This window comes from Eubacterium sp. AB3007 (genome assembly GCF_000688015.1).
Taxonomy (GTDB): Bacteria; Bacillota; Clostridia; order Peptostreptococcales; family Anaerovoracaceae; genus Aminicella.
The window spans coordinates 782,501-800,149 of sequence record NZ_JIAD01000001.1; the positions used below are offsets into that span (position 1 = coordinate 782,501).

Below are 17,649 nucleotides of genomic sequence, written 5' to 3' on the forward strand. Positions count from 1 at the left end.
ATACTGAATGGAGGTTGATTATCATGTACAACATCGCAACATTGAACAAGATCTCTCCGGTTGGTCTTGCTCACCTCACAGACAACTATCAGGTATCTGATGATCTGGCTGCAGCAAACGGAATTCTGGTCAGAAGTCAGGATATGCATGAGATGGACTTTTCCGAGTCCCTGTATGCTATCGGCAGAGCAGGTGCCGGTGTCAATAACATTCCGCTTGACAAGTGCGCTGACCAAGGCATCGTCGTTTTCAACACTCCGGGTGCCAACGCCAACGCCGTCAAGGAACTGGTCATCGCTGGCCTCTTCCTCTCCGCCAGAAACATTCCTGCCGCACTGGCCTGGGCAAAGACCCTGACCACCGATGTAGGCAAGGCTGTCGAAAAAGGAAAGAAACAGTTTGCCGGCAAGGAGATCCAAGGCAAGACTCTGGCGGTTTATGGCCTGGGCGCCATCGGTGTCATGGTGTCCAATTCCGCTGCCGCTCTGGGCATGGACGTAGTTGGCTATGACCCCTTCTTCACCCCGAAGAACGCGCACAACCTTTGCTCTTGCGTCAAGGTCGTCGGAGATCCTAAGGATATGCTGGCGGACGCAGACTATGTGACCATCCACGTTCCGGCTTCCCCGGCTACCAATGGCATGATCAACGCTGAGGTATTCGACCAGATGAAGGACGGCGCCGTGGTTCTGAACTTCTCCCGTGACAAGCTGGTCAACGAGGCTGACCTGTTGGCAGCACTGGAGAGCGGCAAGATCAGTGAGTACATCACCGACTTTGGTACCGATGGTCTCGTTGGCAAGGATGGCGTCGTGATCCTGCCACACCTGGGTGCATCCACCGCGGAAGCAGAAGACAATTGTGCCACCATCGCAGTGAACGAGATCATGGACTACATCGAGAACGGAAACGTCACCAACTCGGTCAACTTCCCGGCAGCCAGCCTGGGTGCACGCAAGGGTGACACCAGAATCGCTGTCCTGACCAAGGGCGTTGAGAATCCGGTAGACGCTGTCGTGAAGAACATCGGCGTTACTGTAAGCGGCGTAGCCGGTGGCTCCAAAGGCGACTACGGTTACGTACTGGTTTCCACCAGCGACGATGTTGCAGATGCACCGGCCATCGAAGGCGCAGTCCGCGTAAGAGTGATCAAATAACCAGATAGCATCTCAACAGAGATGAAGCGGAGGCCGTCGCAGCGATGCGGCGGCTTTTTTCATACACCGCTTATGGCAAAATCACCTATGCTTATGGCTCTGCCATAAGCCTAGGTGATTTTGCCATAAACTGCGTATCAACCCCCCCAGCCCAGCAAAAAAAAAGAGAGCCGAAGCTCTCTTCATCATTTCTATCCCAGTATTCGACGAACCGTCATAATCCTCTTGCCGTTGTACCCGATGGTAGACACGGTGATCCCGTGGGACTCGTCCATCGCGTGGACCAGCTTGTTATCTCCGATGTAAATGCCGATGTGTCCGTAATAGCAGATCAGATCGCCCGGCTGCGCCTCGTCCAGAGAGACATCCACTCCGTAGGCTCGATCCGCTCCCGCGTCATGGGGAAGTCCAATGCCAAAGTGATCATACACTGCCAGCACAAAACCGGAACAATCCGCACCGTTGGTCAGGCTCACTCCACCCCACTTGTAGGGATTGCCTACCCACTTCAGGGCGTAGTCTGCTACCTGCTGCCCTGCTTCCTTACTATATGTCGCTCCCAGATGCGTATTAGTGTCACCCTTGGCACCATCTTCCACCTTGGTTCCCTGGACGGTGACCTCATCCACAGGTTTCTCCACTACCTGTCTGTCGACAACTTCCGACTCAACGATCTCACCGTTGACGGAGGTCGCTTCTACGGTAAGCTGTTCTGTGCCCTTCTCTCCCTTCTGGGCGACACCAACAGTGTTCAGAGCTGCTTCCTTGGACTTCTTGACCACCTTCTTGTACTTGACCGCCTTCTTCCGCTTGACGGTCTGGTTGGTGGTCACCTTGACCAGGGATTCCTCCCCGTCCTTCCCCAGGATAGTCTCTGCTGCCTCCTTAGCAGAGGAGACCGCCGGCTTCTTGTCCAGTTTTCCGTAGTAGACCTTCTTGGACTGAATGGCCGGATCTACTGAAACCTTCACGTTTTTGGCATTCTCTTCCTGAAAAGCCTTCTCAACGAGTTTCCTGGTCTTGCTCACCTTCCCCTCCGTCTTCACAGAGGCTACGGTCTTCCCTCCAACGCTGATCTCGTAGAAATCGGCAGCCGTGTAGGTGCCGATCACAAAGGACAGGACTACTGCGAGCGCAATCAACTCAACGCCCATGATCAGCAACAGCCTCCTCGGCGTCAGTCCCTTCTTATTCACGAGGTGTTTTCTCATGCACATTCTCCTTGTTCAGTACGGTGATCCGCATCCCCTCACGCAAAGATCACCTAACCAAATGTTCTCTGATTTATATTATACTATATACACACCAAAGTCAACAAAAAACGCTTTTCTTCACAGAAACCACACAATCAAAAAAGCGCATATTTGTTTAAATTTCAACCCTTATGCGCTTTTTCAATTCTTAACATTCCTTAAGAAATAAATATTCAGATTTGAATTTTTATTACGCCTCACGCATACACTCAACGATCTCGTCTTGTGTTCGCTAGCAAATGGCGGTTCCCCTTGGCCACCATGAGCCGGATTGCACCTCGGTTATTCCTGATGAGGATGTGATCTGCACCAGGCTGGTACTCCCCGTCAAGGGTCCATGGGATGTTCTCCGTCGCCTGTACTTCAACCTCACTGCTGCTGAAAAAGTCCATCATGGGACAGGAGTCCACCTTTCCCATGGTAAGCGCCATGGTGATCTGCGCAAGCTCGATGGGGTTCCTGGGAGCCCGGATGAGGAGCACCTCGAATTTTCCATCGTTCATGTCCACCAGTTCTTCCTTCAGGGTGAGTACCCCGCCCATAGAGGTGGAGTTGCAGACCGCTCCGAACAGATACTTTTCATCGTAGATCCTGTCATTCTGGACATCCCGTATGGTCAGATCCAGAGGTTTTATGGATGGAATGTCCTTTATTCCTTCTAATATATAGGCGGTATGGCCCAGGAGATTCTTCAGATCCTGAGGGACGCTGTAAGATGTCGAGGTGAATGCCCCGAAGGAAGCCACATAGGAAAAGTAACGATTGTTGAAACTACCGATATCCAGATCGAGAGGTTCCCCACCCACGATATCCTTCGCTGCCTCTACCAGACGCTTGGGAATACCGATGCTGGAAGCGAAATCATTGGTAGTCCCGGAGGGAATATAGCCGATCGGAATATTCAGATTGGCCTCCAGCACACCTTCCACCACCTCATTGAAGGTGCCATCTCCACCGATACAGGCCACCAAATCGAACTCTCCGCCACGCTCTCTGGCAAAGACAGTGCCGTCTCCTCGCTGTGCTGTGGTGGCGACTACCACCTCATAGCCCGCTCTGCAGAAAACATCCGCGATCCTGACAAAGTATGCGTTAGCATGTTTTCTTCCCGCATTAGGATTGATGATAATCAGTACTCTCTTCATTAATAATCTCCTATCTCACTCTGAATGTCACTCCGATCCGGTGTGCCATCTGCGCACATTTCTCGATATCTGCCCGGGGGATCACTCCAACCACCGACATGGCCACCGAGGGAACGTAAGCTTTGACGTCCTTGGTAAACTGAAGCATCGCATTATAGGCATCCGGGCCGAAGGTTGGATGACAAAGCTCTGTATACTTTTGGGCGTCAGACTGATTCAGACTGACAGACACCGCATCGATTACCCCCTCCAGCATAGGGGCAGTCTCCTTTCCGTTGATCAGATCGGCAAGACCATTGGTGTTGATCCGAACCTTCAGATGGGTATGGGCCTTTACATAGGCTGCGATGGCCAGCAGGTCTTCCAACCGCTCTGTGGGCTCACCGTACCCGCAGAATACAAGTTCATCGTACGCTGAAAGATCCCAGTCTCCCAACATCTCCAGAACCTCATCCACGGTAGGTTCCCTTTTCAGCCAAAGAGAATCCGCCGTACCCAAACCCTCCGTCATATTCCGGATACAGAAATCACACCTGCACGGACAGCGATTGGTGAGGTTGACATAAAGACCGCTTCCATAATCGTAGAGCACACTCCCGATCTCTTCTCTGTAATCACTCATGTTGTTCTCCCTTTGAATCTCTGACCACCCGGTTCAGAAGCACACCCAACACCAACACCCACGCCATGAAGTAAAACCAGAACATGAGAGCTGCAATGGATGAAAGTGAGCCGTAGATCACGTTGAAACTAACGATATACCTGGTGTAAGTAGAATATACCATGGTCACCACTACCAGACCAATGGCACTGAAAACGCTTCCGGGGATGATGGCTCCGACGTTGATCTTCGTCTCCGGAAGGATGTAGTTCATGGAGAGCACAAGAAGAAAGTACATCCCCATGGCGATCAGCCACTTCAGATCCTCCCACACTTCCACGATTCGATAGGACTCGATCATCTTACCTGCGAACAACACCAGCAGATCCTTTCCGTACACAATGATCACAATGACGAACACCAAGGTGAAGATCATGAGGAACATCGTTCGCAGGGACCGGAGCCTTTCTGTAAAGAAATTCCCGGTAGTACGCCCCACCGAATAAGTGTAGTTGGCAATTCGCATCATGGAAAACTGCGCTCTGGAGGCAGCCCAGATCGCAGTAACGATCATGATGATGTTGTTACTCAGCGATGATCCGTTGGCAAGCAGCGCCTTGATAGTAGCGCCCATCGAAGGCGTGATGTACCGGTCGATCAGCTCGTTCAGAAAACTCAAGCTGGTGATCCCCATAAATCCCAGCACCTGGGACAGAAGTACGATCGTGGGCACCACAGAGAGCATGATGTAGAAGGCGATCTGTGCGGCAAACCCCTGGTAGTAAGGATCTCCAAATTGCTTGATCGCCAACAGAAGCATCGTCCTGAATCTTTCCTTAATATAGTCCAGTGTCATCGATTTCCTTTCAGTATGCTATCCAACTTGTTCAGTGCAAGGGCGCGGTGACTGATCCGATTCTTCTCTCCCTGCGAGATCTCCGCAAAACTCTTGTCCATTCCATCCGCAACGAACAACGGGTCATATCCGAACCCGTTCTCGCCCTGTGGCACGGTCAGAATACGCCCGTGACACTCTCCCCTTGCAACGACACTCGTTCCATCCGGGTAGACCAGGGTGATCACGCAGACGAACCTGGCCGTCCGCTGCTCTTCTGGAACACCATCCATCAGTCTTAGGAGTTTCTGATTGTTGGTTTCGTCGTCACTGTCTTCTCCGGCAAACCTGGCAGACCATACACCCGGCGCTCCGTCCAGATAGTCCACCTCCAAACCCGAGTCGTCGGCAATCGCTGCCTCTCCGGACAGCCTCATGATCTCCATCGCTTTCTTCAGGGAGTTTTCCTCGAAGGTGGTACCGTCCTCTACGATCTCCACCTCCGGAACACCGGCCTCATCCCGGGGCACGATGTGCATCCCTAACCGAGAAGTGATGGCTTCCATTTCCCGTATCTTGTTTTTGTTCTTGGTAGCTGCAATAATTACCATATGTCCTCTACTGTAAACCAATTTCTCTAATTAGGCAAGAAAAAAATGTATTTTCACAAAATATATTATACCACACTATTGACTTCTATGGTATAATTATCTCTACCTAATCACATACTGTAGTCTATGGAGGTTGATAGACCACCCGTTGAACAGATGATCTGCCGAAGACTGTGACGTAGTTTTCGCTCCGATGCCTGGGAACAGGGGAAACGATTATAACTTCACAGAAGTTGTACACATTCTTGCATCGGAATTGGGCAGATGATCATTGGCTGATCGACAGAGATTTACTACATCGGAAGCACAGGGCATCCTGATTCAGATGCCCTGCTCCTCCGGAAAGTTACTACTGTCATTGCTGACGATTCCGGCTCGCTTGTCAGGGGGTACCTGCCAATCGTCGAATAGGGAAATCCAATGGTTTACAGTAATCATCATTTAGCAAAGAGACTCTTTGCCATCATCCTCGCGTTCGCCTTCGTGATATGTTTTGTACCCACGATCAGCGAGGCGTCTTATGGTGCTGCATCCAGCACGTCCAAACAAACATCCAAGAAATCCAAAGCCAGAAAAACTGTCCCCAAACCTGGCGTTCTTAATCTTTACGTGAACACAGAAGTCTCACAGAAGGCAGTTCCCGCCAAGAAGAAACGTCGCCATTACCGTCGGGTGCAGTTGACCTGGTCTCCTTCCGGCAAAGCCACCACCTATATCGTATACGGCACCTGGAACACCAAGGTCAAGGTGGTGAAGACCAAAACCATCAAAACCAAGGTAAAGGTAAATGGTAAGGAGAAAACCGTCAAGAAGAAAAAGACTTCTACCTCTTATGTTTGGAAGCAGCAAGCTCATGAACTGACCAGGGTCAGTGGACATCAGGCCGTGGTACTGGCCAAGAACAACAAGCCCGTTGTCTTTACGGTGATCCCCTACAATGGTACTGTACGGGGAAACCTGGCCCGCGTCACCACCTATGCAGGTGATAACAACGCGACGGCCATCACTCTACGTACGCTCACATCCAATGTGCCGGAACGATCCAACGGAGCCATTTCCGTTGTTTCTAACAACCCGGCAAACAGCTTTGTGTCGCTATCCTCGAGCAACAGCAGTATTGCTGCGGTCACCAGTGCCGGTGTGATCCAGGCAAAAAAGATCGGCTCAGTCAACATTACTGCTACAGCCCATAATGGCCTGAAAAGATCCTTCCGCGTAAACGTAATCAGGATGTACCCCACCAAGGTCACCATTGCCGGGGCATCGAAACGAAGCCTGAAATCCGGCGCCACGATGACACTGATAGCAACGGCTGCTAATGGTGCCAACCGTACCATCAAGTGGAAGTCCTCCAACAAGAACATCGCCACTGTTACCAGCAACGGTGTGGTCAAGGCAGTGGGCTGCGGCACTGTGAAAATCACCGCTTCCGGCGGCCACTTCGCAGATACCAAAGCAGCCAAAGCCAAGGTCACCTTGAACGTTACCGGAAACGCAGAGGCTGTGGTCGTGTGGGCAGAGAAGATTGCCAGGGATAACCGGTTTGGTTACTCTATGAACACCTCCCGGGGCAGACTAGATCGCTTCTGTTACTTCTGTCATGGCAGCAAGGTATCCAAGGACTATGACTGTGCTTCCTTTGTGGCGGCCGCTGTGGCCCACGGGTTGGGCGATCCGGCCATGCTGAAGTACTGCAGGTCCAGCGGCGGATGTACCACGCTCTATAACACACTGAAGAAAAACGGCTGGAAAGACATGGGTAAGCTCAGTACCTCCAAGCTTAAGCGCGGAGATATCCTGATCAACCCCAGCGCACACGTTGAGATCTTCACCGGTAAGAAAAACAGTTTTGGGCAGTATCTGAACGCCGGTGCTCATGACAACTACGATGGGAAGTCTGGAGACAGCTCTGGCAGAGAGATCTCTATCGCGCCTACTGCCTACTTCAATACTCCGTGGCACCACTATACCAAGGTGCTCCGGCTGAACAAATAAGAGGGTGTGTCAGAAGGGACGGTTCTTTTTGACACAATCCGAAACAAAATGCACAAGAAGAGGGACCCTTGCGGGTCCCTCTTCTTGTGCGTTCTTTAAAGTGTGTCAAAAAGAACCGTCCCCTTTGACACACCCTCTGACACATTACAGAAGCGCCTTCGCCATGGTCTCCATGCCTTCGCTGGCATAGTCTTCGATGGTACCTTCGTCACAGGCTCTGGCCAGCGCCGGATCCATGGGCAGTCTGGTAATCAACTGGATGCCACGGGCCGAGGCTACCTCATCCAGATTGCTCTCTCCGAAAATGTAATGCTTGTTTCCACAGTCAGGACACTGGAAGTAGGACATATTTTCTACGATCCCCAGTACAGGCACATTCATCATCTCTGCCATATTTACTGCTTTCTCGACGATCATGGAAACCAGATCCTGCGGAGAAGTGACAATGATGATACCGTCAATGGGCAGGGACTGATAGACTGTCAGCGCCACATCACCGGTTCCCGGCGGCATGTCTACGAACATCACGTCGATATCGCCCCAGACTACATCTCCCCAGAACTGCTGTACCACGTTGGACAGAATAGGTCCTCTCCAAACCACCGGTTCAGTCTCGTTCTCCAAAAGCAGGTTGACAGACATAGCCTTGATGCCTCCCTTGGTCAGTTCCGGCATGATCACCTCGCCGTTCCCCATGGCATGGTTCTTGATCCCAAAGGTCTTGGGAATAGAAGGACCGGTGATGTCCGCATCCAGTACAGCGACTTTCTTCCCTTGCCTGGCCGCTGCCACCGCCAGCATAGAGGTGACAGAGGACTTGCCGACGCCTCCCTTTCCGCTGACGACGCCGATGACCTTCCCGACATGTGAATCAGCATTCAACGGTGTCTTGGGGATTCCCCCTTCTCTTTCGCTGCAGTCCTTACCACAGGAGTTGCAGTCACGATTACAATCTGGCATAATTGACCTCCTTATGATTCCTATCTTTCTTATTGGCGCAACACGCCATTTGGTAACAATATCAAAATACCCCGAAACTCTTGAACACAAACAGCCACCCCACCAGGGTCACGCAGGAGAAGGCCGAAGTAAAGATAACACAATTGCCTGCCAGTTCGCCGTCACTGTCCATGCTCTCTGCCATGGTGTAGGACGAGATGGCCGTAGGAGCGGCCAGCATGGCAAGCAGTGACAGGAACGCCATGTCCCGAAATCCCGCCAGTGCCGCCACCGGCAGAAACAATCCTGGCACAAGTACCAACCGACCCAGTACGCAGACGACCAGATCCCTCCACCCTTTCTGTACACTTCGGAAACTAAAGGATGCTCCCAAGATCAACAGAGACATGGTGGTTGCGGCCGAAGACAGATCCCCGATGACACTTTCTACAGGCTGCGGCAACTTCCACTGGTTGATAACGAACAGCAGTCCCACAAGCGCGCCCAGGATCAGGGGGTTGGTCACGATCCCTTTCAGGATATGGGCTTTGTTAATCCGTCCCTTTCGAAATGTCTCCAGGATCACCACCGCCAGCACGTTGTAAGACGGTACGATGATGGCGATGAGCATTGCCGTCATCGCCAGATTTCCCCGGCCGTAGATATTCGCCACGATGGGAAGCCCCATGATGACAAAGTTGCTCCGATAGATAGCCTGGATCATGGCTCCCCGGCTGGCCGGTTCCTTCTCAACCTGCATCACCAGAGGGATCGTGAAGGCGATGATCAATGCCAATACCACCAGAGCGAATAACACCAACTTGGTATTCCATGCATCCCCGAACTTCGCCCCGTAAAGGTTTTCAAAAATAATCGTAGGGAAACAGGCCAGAAATACCATCCTGTTGCACTTCTTCAGGGATGCGTCATCGATGATGCGACTGCGGCGGATCAGAACACCGATCGCCAGCAGGATAAACATGGGCACCACTGCCTGCAGGCAGATCAGAAAATTGTCAAGCATCCGTGATCACCGTCTCCACCGGCAAGTCATACGGTCCCACCGGAATCTCCCCCTCCGGCACCGTTACTTTCAGGAAACAAATCATGGCTTGAGGGAACTCCACTCCTTCCAGATATCTGTCGTAGTAGCCCTTTCCGTGCCCCAGCCGGTTGCCCGCCAGATCGCAGGTCACGCATGGGATCACCCCGAAGCCGATCTCCTCCCGAGACACTTCAGGCAACTCAGCCGCCGGCTCCAGAATTCCGTACCACCCTTCCTTCAAATCCTGGTCATAATCCTGGATCTCCTTGGCCACCATGGTGTGGTCATCGATGCAGAGCGGCACGCATACCCTCTTACCATGAGTCAGCGCATCCTCAATGATGCCCCGCGTGTCCGGCTCGGGGTCCATCCCCACAAAGCAGAACACAGTGTCTGCTTCCTGATAGGCTGGCAAGCTCGTCACCTTGCTGCAGATCCGTTCACTGGCCCACTGCTTGTAGCCGCCTGTCAGTGACTCGTTGATAGTGCGGACCTTCCGCCTAAGCGCTTTCTTGGCTTCTCTCACCTCTTCCATATGGACCTTCCTTTCACAAAGCTTGGTGTTCTATCGTTTCACAAACTCACAGACCGCGCACGCAGGACGCTTGGGATCATCCGGGTCACAGTGCAGGGGCAGAATGTGCTCTGTCTCCCGGATTCGGTCTCCTTGCAGGGACTTCAGTCCCGCGATCTGACAGAGGGTACCTGCGAACTCCACACTGCCTGCCTTGGACTTTCGCATGGTCTCTCGGTACACCTGAGGCATGTTCCTATAGTAAAAATCATCCTCGTACTCGTAATAGTTGTCGAAGGCAGGTAGTTCCACCGGATTATACAGCGGACAGTATAGAACACAGTTGTTGCACTTGTTGCAGCCGTTCTCATTCACCACAGGACGCATCATCCCGTCTTCCGCTCTCTGCATCTTGATACAATGCTCTTTGCAGACCACCGCACAGGCCCCGCATCCATTGCAATGGGGGACTCTTTCCATCAGTGTCACATCTATCATCTCCAATCAAAAAAGTAAATACTTTGCAGCGATCAGCCGCAAAGCATATTATAACACTATTCCACAGGCTTTACCAGCGGTAATTAATGCGTGCTCGGCAACCGAAAAGGCTTGTATTCCAATTTCAGCAAAGCCTTTTCGGTTGCCGAGATGCAAGGTTTATGACCAATTATTGAAAAACCTTGCATCTCAGCGATTCGGAAACGGCCGAATCGCTGAGCACAAGCATCAAGTAGTGACTGCCAGCGTTGATGAAATCAACGCTGCAGCGAAGATCACACAGTGATCTTCGCTCAAAAAGTCCGGCGGGGACTTATTGAGCAGTCACTATTTACTGAAGGTTCAGTCGCCGATCCAGCATGTACCAACTGATCGCACTGAAAATCGCTGTGATAGCGAGGTTGATCAGGTTCAGTCCCCAGATCACCAGGTGGGCGCTGCCCAGTTCGCTCATCATACGCTCGATCCACAGTTCAATGTCTGCCCAGGGAAGAACCAGACCTATGATCGTCACGAGGACACTGCTGACAGTGCTGATCCCGATGTATGCCAGGATGGCTCCCAGGATCCGGTGCTCCGACCAAAGATGCCCGATGGAGATGGCTGAGAAGATCTGCGCGCATTGCGCCGCCTCATTGAGAAGGATAAGCACGAGGATCTCTACAGGAAACAACACTGCGTGACCAATGCCGATGGCCATATATTCCTTAAGGGCATGAGTGATCGTCTCCATCACCTCTGCCGGCCCCACTGCCCCTAGAAGAAGGACAAAGACGGCGATCAATCCTGCCAGGACTCCCAGCGTACTCCATATCATAGCAGAGATGGTCTTGCAGGCGATATGTTCGCTGGTCTTCACCGGGAGGGAGAACATCAGATATCCCTCATCTCCCAGCAGGTTCCTGTAGTAACGCTGGATGATCAGGACCAGACAGACTACACCACTGGCGATGAACAGGCACACCAGCGCTACGACCAGGATCGTGTTCATGATCGCCGATAAGGCCCCGTCAAATTCGAATCCATTGATTGCCAGAGAGATGGAAAACAGGATCGCGACGCCGATCAACGCTGCGTAAAACGGGAGCACGATCCTCCCCATGGCTTTCATCTCGTATTTCAGCAGCTTACCTAACATAGCCATCACCTCCCTGAAAACGGAACACCTCCCGAAATGCCTGATCAATGCTCTGTCCGGTGCGTTCTCTCAGATCATCGGCCCCTGCATGAAGCGCGATCTGGCCTTGCCGCAGAAACACGATCTCGTCCAGCACCGGCTCCACATCTGCGATGAGATGGGTCGAGATCACCATCAGCGATTCCTCGGAATAGTTGGAAATGATGGTATGAAGGATATAATCCCTGGTCGCCGGATCCACCCCGGCAATGGGCTCATCCAACAGATAGACCTGGGCATTCCGGCTCATGGTCATGATCAGTTCCACCTTCTCCCTGTTCCCCTTGGAAAGCTTGCGGATCCGATCCTCAGGAAAAAGCCCCAGGTTTGAAAGCATCTGCTCCGCCCGGTCCCTCCGAAAATCGCCGTAGAAATCCTGGTAGAAATCGATCACCTGGCGGATGCTCATGTGCGCGGGGAGGAAATCCCGATCTGGAAGATACGCCACCTTTCCTTTGGTGGCTGGTCCCGGTCGCTGTCCATCGACGAGGATCTCCCCGCTAGTCGGTTGCAGCAGCCCGTTGGCCAGCTTGATCATGGTGGTCTTGCCGCTGCCGTTGGGGCCGAGCAAGCCTACGATACGACCTTTCTCCAGCTTCAGGCTTATGTTATTCAGTGCCGGAAATGCCCCGTACACCTTGGTCAGTTGTTTCAGTTCAAATGTGCTCATCCTACACCTCCTCTCTCTTCCGCATGCTCCCGCACCGCCTTCAGGATCTCCTGGTCGCTGAGTCCCAGCTTCCGAAGATTCTCAAACATAGTAGAGATATACCCCTTTCCCAGTTCCTGTCTCAGTGCCCGCAATGTCTCCCCATCCTGGGTGACAAAACGGCCGGCTGTACGTTGCGAGAAGATCAGGCCATCCTTCTCAAGCTGGGCCAACGCCTTCTGCATCGTGTTGGGGTTCACTCCTGCTTCCAATGCCAGTTCCCGCACTGCCGGGATTCTGTCCCCTGGCTTGAATTCACCACCGGCGATCATCATGCGGATCCTGTCTACCAGTTGCCGATAGATCGGCAGACCGCTTTCAAATTGCCATGCCATACGCTCCCCTCCTGTACTATTGTATTATGTTAATAATACAATAGTACAGTCCAGGCGATTTGTCAACCCTTTGTTTAAAAAAACGTTCGATCATTCCACTGTCACACTCTTGGCAAGGTTTCTGGGCTTGTCCACATCCAAACCCCGGGCTACACTCAGGTAATACCCAAGCAGCTGGAGTGGGATCACCGCCAGTGAAGGTGCAAAATGCTGATCCGTCTTGGGAATATAGACGGTGAAATCAGCAGTCTCCTCCACACTGTAATTGCCGTAATTAGTAAGTCCCATCAGATACGCCCCGCGGCTCTGACATTCCACCATATTGGAAACGGTCTTCTCGAACAGTTCGTTCTGGGTCAATACCCCGATGACAAGGGTACCATTCTCGATAAGGCTGATGGTACCATGCTTTAATTCTCCCGCCGCATAGGCTTCACTGTGTACATAAGAGATCTCCTTCATCTTCAGGCTTCCTTCCAGACTTATGGCGTAGTCCAATCCTCTACCGATGAAGAATACATCCTTGTCGTTGGCCAGCTTGGATGCGAACCACTGGATTCTCTCCTTTTCCTCCAGAATCCGCTCAATCTTCTCCGGAATCTCCGACAACTCCCGGAGCATCTCCTTCAGTTCCTCTGCTTCTATGGTTCCGCGCACCTTCCCGAACTCCATGGCCAGCAGATACCCCGCCACCAACTGGGCAGAGTACGCCTTTGTGGTGGCTACGGAGATTTCCGGTCCAGCCAGGGTATAAAAGACTTTGTCCGCCTCCCTGGCGATGCTGCTCCCCACCACGTTGACGATGCCCAACGTCATCAGGCCATGCTCCCTGGACATGCGCAGCGCTGCCAGAGAATCCGCGGTTTCGCCGGACTGGCTGATGACGATCACCAAGCCGCTGGGATCCAGCCTCATGTGCCGGTAGCGAAACTCAGAGGCCAGTTCCACCCGTACCGGGATCTGTACCAGATCTTCCAGCACATACTGCATGGCCATCCCCACGTGATAAGCCGACCCACAGGCCACGATGTAAATCTGAGAGAACGCACGGATCTCCTCCTCCGTAAGTCCGATGCTCCCCAGATCCAGGGCCCCGTCTTTCACCACCGAGGCGATGGTATCCCGGATAGCCTTTGGCTGCTCGTGGATCTCCTTCATCATGAAGTGTTCGTAGCCACCCTTCTCCGCCGCTGCCGCATCCCACTTGATTTCCGTCAGTTCCTTCTCGATCACATCTCCATTCAGGTCGTAGAAGGTGGCCTCCCCTGCGGAGAGCCGCCCCATCTCAAGGTTGCCAATATAGTAAACGCTTCGGGTGTAGTTGAGCACCGCAGGCACGTCCGATGCCACAAAGCTCTCCTCTCCGTTGACCCCTATGATCATGGGGCTGTCCTTGCGGGCAACATAGATCTCTCCCGGATAGTCCTTGAACATGAGCGCCAGTGCATAGGAACCGCGGACACGCACCATAGTCTTGGCAATGGCATCGATGGGCCCCACCTTGTATTTTTTGTAGTAGTAATCCACCAGCTTCACCACCACCTCTGTGTCGGTCTCGCTGTAGAACCTGTATCCGTGACGCAGTAGTTTCTCTGTCAATTCCTGATAGTTCTCGATGATCCCGTTGTGCACTCCCACGACCTCCGACTCCACTGCACCGGAACCAGAGCCCTGGCAGTTCCCACTGACATGCGGATGGGCATTGACCCTGCTGGGAACCCCGTGGGTCGCCCACCTGGTGTGCCCGATGCCGCAGGTGCCCGGCACAGCCTTTCCATCATCAGTCATCTCCGACAGGTTGATCAGCTTGCCAGTGGCTTTCACCACCTCCGCCGGCTTGTCACCGTCCCGCACAGCCAGCCCTGCTGAGTCATACCCTCTGTACTCCAGCTTGGCCAGTCCATTAAGAAGCACCGGTGCCGCCTGATTATTTCCAATATATCCTACGATTCCACACATACTGTTCTCCTCGCTTTTCCATGAAATTACGATGGAGCCTCACCCGCAGGCAGGCTCCACAATGGAATAATTATAGCATTATCTTGAATATATATCAACAATCAGTTTGCTTGCTCAAAACTCACGACCCGATAGGACGTCTTTTTCATTTCCTTCAGAAATGCCTCTTCGTCTCGAACGGCCTTGGATAGCACCTCTGCCTGGCCACGTCCCAAGTTCACCCTGGCCCACACGCCGTCCATACTGTTCAATACGTTCTCGACGGACTTGGCACAGTTGCTGCAGTGCATTCCCTCGATACCCAACTTGTATCTATACGGGTAATGGGACGCGTCCATGTCCTCCACCTTCTTCGCCGTCACCACCTCCGCCGTTCCGCAGCAACTGGATCTGGCCCTTCCTCTGAACTTCTGGATCGTTCTATACAATGCAAACAGGATCAGCGCCGCTGCACAAAGAATAATAATCGTAGATATCATATCCAGTCTCCCCCTTCCTGGTTAGATGGACCTAACCACGTATCTATGATACCACAAAAAGAGAGAAATGCAACATATGATTCATCGAATTATCTTCTTTTCCATCCTCTTTCGGATATCATCCTCTCCATAGCCAGGCTTCTCCTCTCCGGGTATCCCCAATGCCAGGATTCCAACCAGGCGCCAGGGATCATCGTAACCCAGCGCAGCCAGCGCATTTTGCTCGGCATCGCCACCATCTGCATCTTTGCGCAGGCGAAGCTGCACCCAACAACTCCCCAATCCCTGCGTAGCTGCCATGAGGTGCATATAGGTCATCGCAATAGAGCAGTCCTCGATCCAGACGTCGGACACACTGCTGTCCGCTACCACTGCCACAGCGGCGGTACAGTTCTCCAGCGGCCTGGCCCCGTGCCACTTAGCCTTGGCCAGCGTCTTTAACAGAGACTGGTCCTGGATCACCCGAATCTCCCACGGCATTCTGCTCTTGCTGGTGGGGGCCAGTACCCCCGCTTCCATTATCTTGAACAGGACCTCCTCTGGGATCGGTTCCTCTGTAAACTCCCGGATGCTCCTTCTGGTTCTCATCAGTTCCAATAAACTCATATCTATCCTCCTGTTTCTTCACTTCTTATCTTGCTGATATTGGCTTTTTGTTCAGTTTAACATAGGACGCGTTCCCTTTCCAGCGCATTTGCTTGATATTTTTCTCCCAGTGAGCAAAAAATGCTTGCTTCTATCGTCCCCATGTGCTATAGTATTTAGGTAGGGTCTGTTAGCTCAGCTGGGAGAGCACCTGGGTCACAACCAGGTTGTCGTGAGTTCGAGCCTCGCACAGACCACCACTCCAAACCACCGCAATCATTGCGGTGGATTTTTTTTTCCATCATAGCCAAAATTACAAATCCTAATATCTGCAATAACAATTATTCGATTGAATAATATAAGGAATAGGTCTATAATCTATGTAAGTGGCGAGTAATACCACGACAACTGTCATTAGAGAAGAAGAGAACAAGACAGAATACATCATAAAGGAGGATTTGATGGAAATCAAAAACATTGGTAAGAGAACCACAGCCTACAAGCGGATCCTTGATATCCTGGACAAGGGAAGTTTCATGGAAATCGGTGAGCACGCTGCCGCCCGTCACACCAACTTCTACCAGCCGGGTACCGTTGAAGAATCCGACGGCGTCATTACCGGATATGGTACGATCCTCGGTGTTCTGGTCTACATCTATTCACAGGATAGCGAAGTCATGGGCGGTACCTTTGGTGAGGTTCACGGCAAGAAGATCCGGCGTCTCTACGAGCACGCCCTGAAATCTCAGGCGCCCATCATCGGTCTGTTGGACTGTCAGGGCTTCCGCATCGAAGAAGGATTGGACGGAATGAACGAGTTTTCCAAACTCTACGCGATGCAAGCCAAGGCCTCCGGCAAGATCCCTCAGATCATCAGCGTGGTCGGCCGATGCGGCGGCGGCATGTCCGTATCCGCGATCATGGCAGACTTCATTTTCATCGAGAAGGAACATGGCAACATCTTCGTGAACCCAGAGCGCTTGTTGGAGAACGTCATTGCAGACGGTGATTACATCTCCGCTTTCGATGACGGTCGGTATGAGTGGACGGATATCGTGAAGAACATCCGCCACCTCATCGACATTCTGCCACCCAGCACGGAATACTCCCCTCTGCGAAACGAGCAGATCACCGATGACCCTAATCGGCTTTGTGCAGGGCTCACCGCCGGTAGCGGTGATGCGCGGAAGATCCTGAAAGAGATCGCAGATGACCACTACTTCCTGGAGTGTCAGCCTGACAAGGGACCGGACATGGTGTGCGGATTCATCCGCATCAACGGCAGTACCATCGGTGTGGTCGCCACCAACGAGGTGAACGGTGAGAAGCGTATGTCCTCTGTGGGCTGTGACAAAGCTGCTGCCCTCATCGAAATCGCAGGCAAGTTTAACATCCCCATTCTGACGGTGATCGACACCGAGGGGTATCACACTACCACCGAGAACGAGAAATATCTGGCCGGTGCCGCCAGCCGCATGGTGAAGGCCCTCTGTACCACCGATGTCCCCAGGATCAACCTGATCACCGGCAACGTATTCGGCAGTGCGTACAGCATGCTGAACAGCAAGGGCACAGGTGCGGACTACGTGTTTATGTGGCATGGTGCCAACGTAGGCATCATCAACCCGGAACAAGCCACTGAGATGATCTACGGCGAGTACAGCGAGGAGAAGGTCGCTGAGTACAGGGATACCTACTCAAGCGCGATCGCGCTTGCCAGATCCGGATTGGTCGACAAAGTCATCCAGCCTGAGGAAACCAGAAAGTATCTGGCTGGCGCCTTTGAGACCTTCGTGAACAGCAGATAGAGGT

General features: G+C 52.5%; 18 protein-coding genes and 1 tRNA gene. 4 read left to right on the top strand and 15 right to left on the bottom strand.

What is annotated here, in order from left to right; genetic code table 11:
• Positions 1–23 precede the first annotated feature (23 nt).
• Entirely contained in the window at positions 24–1,157 is a 1,134-nt protein-coding gene (locus P156_RS0103945) for a 3-phosphoglycerate dehydrogenase (RefSeq protein ID WP_027869020.1), read from the top strand.
• 191 nt (positions 1,158–1,348) lie between these two features.
• Here the strand turns inward: P156_RS0103945 and P156_RS13535 are convergent, their stop codons facing one another.
• The 5 genes from P156_RS13535 to P156_RS0103970 form a co-directional block, all read right to left on the bottom strand.
• Complete coding sequence (locus P156_RS13535; RefSeq protein WP_027869021.1) at positions 1,349–2,368, bottom strand: C40 family peptidase; 1,020 nt, start codon at positions 2,366–2,368, stop codon at positions 1,349–1,351.
• 251 nt (positions 2,369–2,619) lie between these two features.
• Positions 2,620–3,555 carry a diacylglycerol kinase family protein gene (locus tag P156_RS0103955; protein ID WP_027869022.1) on the bottom strand — a complete coding sequence of 312 codons (936 nt, stop codon included), beginning with the start codon at positions 3,553–3,555 and terminating at the stop codon, positions 2,620–2,622.
• 10 nt (positions 3,556–3,565) lie between these two features.
• The gene (locus P156_RS0103960; protein ID WP_034802199.1) at positions 3,566–4,177 is read right to left on the bottom strand and encodes a TIGR04100 family radical SAM protein; all 612 of its coding nucleotides are present in this window, start codon (positions 4,175–4,177) and stop codon (positions 3,566–3,568) included.
• Complete coding sequence (locus P156_RS0103965; RefSeq protein WP_027869024.1) at positions 4,170–5,012, bottom strand: YihY/virulence factor BrkB family protein; 843 nt, start codon at positions 5,010–5,012, stop codon at positions 4,170–4,172. Before P156_RS0103965 ends, P156_RS0103960 begins: the two co-directional genes overlap by 8 nt.
• Positions 5,009–5,602, bottom strand: coding sequence for an XTP/dITP diphosphatase (locus tag P156_RS0103970; protein WP_027869025.1), 594 nt, complete (start codon positions 5,600–5,602; stop codon positions 5,009–5,011). The genes P156_RS0103965 and P156_RS0103970 overlap by 4 nt, the downstream gene beginning before the upstream one ends.
• 609 nt (positions 5,603–6,211) lie before the next feature.
• Between P156_RS0103970 and P156_RS12690 the strand changes: the two genes are divergently transcribed.
• Positions 6,212–7,597: an Ig-like domain-containing protein gene (locus P156_RS12690; protein ID WP_185752137.1), complete on the top strand. Its 1,386-nt coding sequence runs from the start codon at positions 6,212–6,214 to the stop codon at positions 7,595–7,597.
• Positions 7,598–7,741: 144 nt separating this feature from the next.
• Here P156_RS12690 and P156_RS0103980 read toward each other — a convergent pair whose 3' ends face one another.
• The 10 genes from P156_RS0103980 to P156_RS0104025 all read right to left on the bottom strand — a co-directional run bounded on the left by P156_RS0103980 (position 7,742) and on the right by P156_RS0104025 (position 15,858).
• Positions 7,742–8,557: an Mrp/NBP35 family ATP-binding protein gene (locus P156_RS0103980; RefSeq protein ID WP_027869026.1), complete on the bottom strand. Its 816-nt coding sequence runs from the start codon at positions 8,555–8,557 to the stop codon at positions 7,742–7,744.
• 61 nt (positions 8,558–8,618) lie between these two features.
• Positions 8,619–9,560, bottom strand: coding sequence for an AEC family transporter (locus tag P156_RS0103985; RefSeq protein WP_027869027.1), 942 nt, complete (start codon positions 9,558–9,560; stop codon positions 8,619–8,621).
• Positions 9,553–10,116, bottom strand: coding sequence for a 5-formyltetrahydrofolate cyclo-ligase (locus tag P156_RS0103990; protein WP_027869028.1), 564 nt, complete (start codon positions 10,114–10,116; stop codon positions 9,553–9,555). The genes P156_RS0103985 and P156_RS0103990 overlap by 8 nt, the downstream gene beginning before the upstream one ends.
• Positions 10,117–10,146: 30 nt before the next feature.
• Positions 10,147–10,575 (bottom strand): ATP-binding protein, encoded by a 429-nt coding sequence (locus P156_RS0103995; protein ID WP_242838721.1) that lies wholly within the window; start codon positions 10,573–10,575, stop codon positions 10,147–10,149.
• 349 nt (positions 10,576–10,924) lie between these two features.
• Entirely contained in the window at positions 10,925–11,731 is an 807-nt protein-coding gene (locus tag P156_RS0104000; protein WP_027869030.1) for a hypothetical protein, read from the bottom strand.
• Entirely contained in the window at positions 11,721–12,440 is a 720-nt protein-coding gene (locus P156_RS0104005) for an ABC transporter ATP-binding protein (protein ID WP_027869031.1), read from the bottom strand. Before P156_RS0104005 ends, P156_RS0104000 begins: the two co-directional genes overlap by 11 nt.
• Positions 12,437–12,814, bottom strand: a complete 378-nt coding sequence (locus P156_RS0104010) for a GntR family transcriptional regulator (RefSeq protein ID WP_027869032.1) — start codon at positions 12,812–12,814, stop codon at positions 12,437–12,439. The genes P156_RS0104005 and P156_RS0104010 overlap by 4 nt, the downstream gene beginning before the upstream one ends.
• A 90-nt stretch (positions 12,815–12,904) precedes the next feature.
• Positions 12,905–14,773, bottom strand: a complete 1,869-nt coding sequence (glmS, locus tag P156_RS0104015) for a glutamine--fructose-6-phosphate transaminase (isomerizing) (protein WP_027869033.1) — start codon at positions 14,771–14,773, stop codon at positions 12,905–12,907.
• A 101-nt stretch (positions 14,774–14,874) separates the two neighbouring features.
• Positions 14,875–15,252 carry a heavy-metal-associated domain-containing protein gene (locus P156_RS0104020; protein WP_027869034.1) on the bottom strand — a complete coding sequence of 126 codons (378 nt, stop codon included), beginning with the start codon at positions 15,250–15,252 and terminating at the stop codon, positions 14,875–14,877.
• Between the two features lie 81 nt (positions 15,253–15,333).
• Positions 15,334–15,858: a nitroreductase family protein gene (locus tag P156_RS0104025; RefSeq protein WP_027869035.1), complete on the bottom strand. Its 525-nt coding sequence runs from the start codon at positions 15,856–15,858 to the stop codon at positions 15,334–15,336.
• Positions 15,859–16,021: 163 nt separating this feature from the next.
• Here P156_RS0104025 and P156_RS0104030 point away from each other — a divergent pair.
• Positions 16,022–16,097 (top strand) — tRNA-Val (locus P156_RS0104030).
• 201 nt (positions 16,098–16,298) lie between these two features.
• On the top strand, positions 16,299–17,645 hold the full coding sequence (locus P156_RS11475; protein ID WP_034802201.1) for a carboxyl transferase domain-containing protein: 1,347 nt from the start codon (positions 16,299–16,301) through the stop codon (positions 17,643–17,645).
• The last annotated feature ends 4 nt before the right edge of the window (positions 17,646–17,649 follow it).